At 54.9% G+C, this 6063-nt stretch carries 7 protein-coding genes; 3 read left to right on the top strand and 4 right to left on the bottom strand.

Features of this window, described 5'->3' with window-relative positions:
• Positions 1–234: 234 nt before the first annotated feature.
• Genes EXR70_14225 through EXR70_14215 form a run of 3 tightly spaced genes read left to right on the top strand, consistent with a single transcriptional unit; the run spans position 235 to position 4163 of the window.
• Complete coding sequence (locus EXR70_14225) at positions 235–1689, top strand: UbiD family decarboxylase (GenBank protein ID MSP39641.1); 1455 nt, start codon at positions 235–237, stop codon at positions 1687–1689.
• Positions 1484–2812: an extracellular solute-binding protein gene (locus EXR70_14220; GenBank protein ID MSP39640.1), complete on the top strand. Its 1329-nt coding sequence runs from the start codon at positions 1484–1486 to the stop codon at positions 2810–2812. The genes EXR70_14225 and EXR70_14220 overlap by 206 nt, the downstream gene beginning before the upstream one ends.
• Positions 2813–2837: 25 nt before the next feature.
• A complete protein-coding gene (locus tag EXR70_14215; GenBank protein ID MSP39639.1) occupies positions 2838–4163 on the top strand; it encodes an aromatic ring-hydroxylating dioxygenase subunit alpha in 1326 nt (441 codons plus the stop codon).
• Here the strand turns inward: EXR70_14215 and EXR70_14210 are convergent.
• From EXR70_14210 to EXR70_14195, 4 genes are read right to left on the bottom strand one after another with little or no spacing between them, the layout of a single operon-like run.
• Positions 4153–4581, bottom strand: a complete 429-nt coding sequence (locus EXR70_14210; protein ID MSP39638.1) for a hypothetical protein — start codon at positions 4579–4581, stop codon at positions 4153–4155. The two genes, EXR70_14215 and EXR70_14210, sit on opposite strands and share 11 nt — an antisense overlap.
• Positions 4487–4705: a hypothetical protein gene (locus EXR70_14205; protein MSP39637.1), complete on the bottom strand. Its 219-nt coding sequence runs from the start codon at positions 4703–4705 to the stop codon at positions 4487–4489. The genes EXR70_14210 and EXR70_14205 overlap by 95 nt, the downstream gene beginning before the upstream one ends.
• 53 nt (positions 4706–4758) lie before the next feature.
• Positions 4759–5031 carry a TMEM165/GDT1 family protein gene (locus tag EXR70_14200; GenBank protein MSP39636.1) on the bottom strand — a complete coding sequence of 91 codons (273 nt, stop codon included), beginning with the start codon at positions 5029–5031 and terminating at the stop codon, positions 4759–4761.
• Positions 5032–5049: 18 nt separating this feature from the next.
• Positions 5050–5901 carry an extradiol ring-cleavage dioxygenase gene (locus EXR70_14195; GenBank protein MSP39635.1) on the bottom strand — a complete coding sequence of 284 codons (852 nt, stop codon included), beginning with the start codon at positions 5899–5901 and terminating at the stop codon, positions 5050–5052.
• Positions 5902–6063: the final 162 nt, after the last annotated feature.

Genomic DNA, 6063 nt, shown 5'->3' with positions numbered 1-6063 from the left:
CTTTCCGATGAGCGCTTGCTCTCGCTGGTCCGTTGCTATAATCACACTCCGAGAAAGTGTCTTAACTACCAAACCCCGGCTGAGGTATTTACTCGTGACCTGTTGCACTTCAAATGTGAATCCACCTTCCGGCCTTCGCCGGTATGACGGAGTGAACAGGCAGCTGGTTGTAGCTTTGTAACTTGGACATTAGAGTCCACCGCCGTTGATAAGTTTCTTTGTTGGAGACAACCCATGGACACACTTCCCTATCACGACTTCCGCGGCTTCATCGAGGAAGCCAAGAAAATCAGCGCGTGGCGCTTGATCGAAGGCGCGGATTGGAACAACGAGATCGGCGCGTTGATCGAAGCGACCGCTGAGCTAGACGAGCGGCCGATGCTGCTGTTCGACAAGATCAAGGATTATCCCGCCGGCTTTCGTCTGGTCAGTCTCGCTTTTGCCAACTATAAACGGACTGCTTTGGCCTTCGGCATTTCACCGGATAAAACCAAGCTCGAAGTGGTGCGGCTGCTAGCGCGTAAGATGAAGTCGGGCAAGTCCATTCCCGCCGCGGCGGTGAAAACTGCGCCACTGATGGAAAATGTCATCGAGGGCGACAAGGTCGATCTCTTTAAATTTCCCGCGCCACGTTTTCATGACGGCGACGGCGGGCGCTACATCGGCACCGGCGATTGTCTGATCAACGCCGACCCCGACAGCGGCTTCATCAATGCCGGCACGTACCGGATTCAGCTGCACGAGAAAAATCTCCTCGGCCTGTGGATGAGTCCTGGGCAAGACGGCCGGCTGATTTGCGCGAAGTATTGGCAGCAGGGAAAAAGCTGTCCGGTGGTGGCGACGTTCAGCAGCGATCCATTGCTCTTCACTCTGGCGCATACGAAACTAGCCTATGGCAAATCAGAGCTCGATTACGCCGGCGGTTTGATGGGCCAGCCGCTGGAATTCATTCGCGGCCCGGTAACCGGCTTGCCGATTCCCGCCGGCGCGGAGATCGCCATCGAAGGCGAGATTCCACCGCCCAGCGAAGAAGCGCGCGCCGAGGGGTCGTTCGGCGAATGGCCGGGTTATTATTCCGGCGGCACGATTGGCACCGGCGAAGCGCAGCCGGTGATCCGCGTTAAAGCAATTTATCACCGCAACGATCCGATCCTCGAAGAAGAGGCGCCGTTGTGGACCGGCGCGATGAAGATCGACGGCAATCCGACGGCTGGAATTCTCTGGGATCAATTGGAAGCTGCCGGCGTACAAAACGTCGTCGGCGTCTACAATCATTCGCCTTACATGACCGTGGTCGCCATCGAGCAGAAATTTCCCGGCCATGCTAAGCAAGCCGGTATCGCCGCCGTCAGCTGCGCGGCGTCGGCGCGCAATGGGCGCTATGTTGTGGTGGTCGACGACGACATCGATCCAACCAACATGAAAGAAGTTTTGTGGGCGATGATGACGCGGGTCGATCCGCCGACCAATATCGACATTATCGATGGTGCGTGGTCGACGCCGCTCGATCCGCGCATGCCGCCGGAGAAAAGAGAAAATAAAGATCACACCAACGGAAGAGCGATTTTCTACGCCGTGCGGCCGTTTCATTGGAAAGACAAGTTTCCTAAAGTCAGCCGCTCGAGCCGCGAGCTGCGCGCAAGTGTCATCAAGAAATTTCGCAACGTCATACCGTTTCCCGGAGCTTGAAGCGCGCATGAAGAGATTGGCTAAATTCAATTCGGTGTCGCTGGTTCTCGCGCTGAAGTTGACGTGCGCGGCCTATGCAGTTTCCGCGCAAGCGCTAGCGGAATGGGACAAAACGCTCGCCGCGGCGAAGAAGGAAGGCATCGTCGTCGTCGGCATTCCCGCCAGCAACGAGCTGCGCGTGCTCATCGGCGAGAGGTTCAAAAGTAAATTCGGCATTTCCATCGAACTGATGTCGGCACGCGGACCGGAGAACGTAACCCGCATCAATACCGAGTACAGCGCGGGCGTGCGCTATTACGATATTCTCGTCGCCGGAGGCGCGACACCGTTGGCGATGGTGTCGGCGGGTTCGGCGGACGATTTGAATTCTTATTTGATCCTGCCGGAAGTGAAGGACCCGAAATATTGGTGGGGTGGCCATATTTGGGAAGACAACATCAGCACGAAGAAGCACGCCTATGCGTTTCTCTGCTACACCAGCGAGACTTGGTGGTACAATAGCAAGGAAGCGGACGCGAGCGAGATTCGATCCTTCGATGACTTGCTCAATCCGAAATGGAAAGGGCGCATCGGTTTTCTCGATCCGCGCAATCCCGGCTCCGGGCAAAATACTTGGTCGTTTATCTGGAAAGTTAAAGGCGAAGAGTTTTTGACTAAGCTGGCGCAGCAAGAGATGTTGATCACGCAAAACCAGCGTCAAATGGCGGACAGTTTGGCCAAGGGCAAGCTCGCCTTCACCGTCGGCTTGAGTCATTACACTTATGAGCCGTTCATAAAAGCCGGGCTGCCGGTGAAGCCGGTGTCGCGCATCAAAGAGGGCGCCCACGCCAACAACGGCAGCGGCGTGATCAGCGTGGTTAAAAATCCGCCCCATCCGAATGCCACCAAGATTTTTGTCAACTGGCTGCTCAGTAAAGAGGGCCAAGAACTTTACGGTAGAGCAATGACTCAAGGGTCGCGCCGCCTCGACGTCAACACCGAGTGGCTGAAGGAATACGGCAGCCAGGGATGCAAAGATGTGATGACGGTGGATGATTATTTGAAATTAGAAACCCATCTCGAGTCGTCGGTGAAAAAAATTCGCATGCCGGCGACCGCGCTGGCTGCGAAGCTTTTGAAATAAATTTAGGGACGGTCATAATCGAGACATGATCACCAACGAAGAAAATCAACTGTTGACGCAAACCAGCCCTGGCGCGCGGGCCGGCGAGCTGCTGCGCCGTTATTGGCAGCCGGTGGCCCTGGCGGAAGAATTGCCCGCCGGCGGCGCGCCGCTGCCGGTGAAAATTCTCGGTGAAGAGTTGGCGTTGTTTCGCGACGATCAGGGACGCATCGGCTTGCTCGGCATTCACTGTTCGCACCGCGGCACGGACTTGAGTTACGGACGCATCGAAGACGGCGGGCTGCGCTGTCTTTATCATGGCTGGCTCTACGATATTCACGGCCGTTGTTTGGAACAGCCCGGCGAACCCGGCTGCGGCGTCAATCGCGACCAGATTCATCATCTGGCTTATCCGTGCCAGGAGCGTGGCGGAATTATTTTTACTTACATGGGACCGGGCGAAGCGCCGCTGTTGCCCAACTATGAATTTCTCAATCAGCCGACCGATCACGTCTGCGTCTACAAAGTTTATCATGAATGCAACTACCTGCAGGCCAATGAAGGCAACATCGATCCGGTGCATCTGTCGTTTCTGCACAAGTTTCTCGAACATAAAGAAGAGAGCTACACCGGCGTGCGCGGCAGCGATGAGTCGCATTACAATCTAATCGCCAAAGCTCAGCCGCCGGCGCTGGAGGTTGAGATCACTGACTTCGGCGTGCGCATTTATTCCGTGCGCCAGATGGGCGGCGATAAAATTTATTTGCGCGTGTCGAACTTCGTCCTGCCCAATTTGAGCACCTTTCCCGGGCAAACCGGCGGACAAGGTTATGGCATCAACTGGCATGTACCGATCGACGACACGCATCATTGGAAGTATTGCTTCTTTTTCAATCGGGAAGAGCCGCTGGATTCCGCGGCGATCGCCAAGGCGCGTAGTGAAATTGACGAGCACTACCGGCCGGTGCGCAACGAAACTAATAATTTCATGCAAGACCGCGCGTCGATGCAGACGCAAACTTACACAGGCATGGGCAGCGGCTTTCAAAGTCACGATGCCTTCGCTACCGGCAGCCAGGGCGCGGTGCAAAACCGCACTCAGGAAAATATCGTGTCGTCGGACATCGCCATCGTCGCGGCGCGCAAGCTCATGGAAAAAGCCATCCGCGACATCCAAGCCGGCGGCGAGCCGCCCCATGTGATTCGCGACGCAGAGAAAAACAATTTATCGCACCTGTTGGTGATTTCGGATTTGGTCAGCGGAGTGAGCGATTGGATGGAATATACGAGGCAACAGGCATTAGGCAATAGTAAGAATTCGGATCTGATCTTTTTCCGAACTATTGCCTATTGCCTTCCTCTCAGGTTTTAAAACTCGGATACCCAGCTTTCACCGCCTGGGCTTTGTAATCGGCGACGAGCGCCTCGCGGCCTTTTTCATGGACCCAGACTGCTTCGGTGAAACTCCAGAGCGTGAACGGATGGGCGCCCAGGGCGTAGAGCTTGCCGTAATCTTTGGCCGCCAGAGCTTCGCGTTCTTCGGGCGATAATTTTAACTTCTGGGTTTTCTCCCACTCCTCAACGAAGGCGCGCGGATTGGCGCAATACTTTTCTTCGGCTTTTTCATCCATGTTGACGAGATGGATCAGTTTATTCATTAGGTATTTGCTCATGGGGCCTCCGTTGATTGGGCGACTATAGAATGCCGCGAGGAGTGTCCAGCAGCAAAAAATAGTCGTTGGGATAGATGTAGTCTTCGCCACTTTCGTCGATAATCCGCAAATCTCCATCGTTCTGCGCGTCCTTGTCGGAAACGACCCGATACAATTTATGCAGTTCTAGGGAAGCGGGATATTCCGTATTGTCTATGCAAACCGCGAAGCGGACTTTTGTGCGTGTTTTTTTCGTTGTCATCGGACTAGTCCGGGTTGTAATGTCACTAAGAAACTCAAAGTATTTCATAACGACTACGCTTTCACCAAAGTCCAAATACCGATAGCGATAAAACCGATTTCCGCGACGTACTGCAACGTCTTCTCGCTCACATACTGCGACATGGTCGAGCCCGCGGCGACGCCGATGGCGGAAGTAACCACGAGCGCAGCGGCGGCGCCGAGAAAGACCGTCAGTTTGCTGGTGTCCTTGTCCGAAGCGAACAGCATGGTCGCGAGTTGGGTCTTGTCGCCGAGTTCGGCGATGAAGACCGAAGTGAAGACGGTTGAGAGAATCTTCAAGTCCATAGGTAGTTCTTTCGACGTTTATACTTTGACCTGTTCATCCCAGTTGAAGAACGGGATTGCCGGAAATCCGGCGTCCAAACCTTCAGCGTAGGAGGGTTTTGCTAGATTGGCGAGGCCCATCATCATGATGAAGTTCAGATAGCCGCTGGTCATGTTGCCGTATTCGATTATTTTTTCCGGCGCGCAGGCTTCCGTGGCGGCGTCGATGTTGCCGTTGACGATCCAGCCTACCGCGTTGGCGTCGAATTTGGGATCGGTCAAGCGTGGCTCGAACATTTTCGGGCCGCCTATTTCTAGCGACAGGTGGCCGCTGACCAACACGCCGATTCTTTTATTCGTCGGCAGGCTGTCGATGGCGGCCCGCAGCGCTTTGCCGACTTCGAAGTAGCGTTTGGGCCGCGGCATCGGTGGAGCGATGCAGTTGGTCAGGATCGGCACGATGGGGATATCCATCTCGGGGCGGACGAACATCATCGGCACGACGATCGAATGATCGATGGTCAATTCATTGGAATAAGAAAAATCGACGCCGCGGTCGAAGGCGCCTTCCATGATCGCGTCGGAGACGTCGAGGTCGCCCTGGAGTTTGTACTTGGGCAAACCGAACTCGCGCTCTTCGTCGTAAAAAATTCCGTCGTACTGCTCCATCTTGCCGATCATGAAGGCCGGCATGTTGTCCATAAAAAATTGGTGCAGATGATCGTTGCCGATGCATACCAGCACGTCGACTTTGGCCTCGGCGAGTTTCTCCCGCATCATGGCGATCCGTTCTTTGACTTTGGCGGCGCCGGGCGGTTGCTGTGGCTGTTTGAACAGGCGCGGCATAAATGGATTGTGCGTGATGCCGATGATCGAAACGATCTGCGCCATGGGCTTCTTCCTCCGAATGGGTCATTGGCTGTTTAGCATGATGGTTTGCGTCGTGTAAACGCTGACGGGGATTCGGATTATCTCCCGCAAAGGCGCAAAGGCGCTAAGTTCGGAAAAAAATTAAATCCGAAACTTTGCGAGCCTTGCGCTCCTTCGACTTGG

This window comes from Deltaproteobacteria bacterium, assembly GCA_009692615.1.
GTDB lineage: Bacteria > Desulfobacterota > Binatia > UBA9968 > UBA9968 > DP-20.
Note: the sequence above shows the minus strand (reverse complement) of the source record. Positions and strands in the feature narration are given on the sequence as shown.

Coding starts and splice junctions, on each gene's coding strand:
- EXR70_14225 (MSP39641.1), top strand. CDS start 235: ATGGACACACTTCCCTATCACGACTTCCGCGGCTTCATCGAGGAAGCC.
- EXR70_14220 (MSP39640.1), top strand. CDS start 1,484: ATGGTGCGTGGTCGACGCCGCTCGATCCGCGCATGCCGCCGGAGAAAA.
- EXR70_14195 (MSP39635.1), bottom strand. CDS start 5,901: ATGGCGCAGATCGTTTCGATCATCGGCATCACGCACAATCCATTTATG.
- EXR70_14205 (MSP39637.1), bottom strand. CDS start 4,705: ATGACAACGAAAAAAACACGCACAAAAGTCCGCTTCGCGGTTTGCATA.
- EXR70_14210 (MSP39638.1), bottom strand. CDS start 4,581: ATGGAGATTTGCGGATTATCGACGAAAGTGGCGAAGACTACATCTATC.
- EXR70_14200 (MSP39636.1), bottom strand. CDS start 5,031: ATGGACTTGAAGATTCTCTCAACCGTCTTCACTTCGGTCTTCATCGCC.
- EXR70_14215 (MSP39639.1), top strand. CDS start 2,838: ATGATCACCAACGAAGAAAATCAACTGTTGACGCAAACCAGCCCTGGC.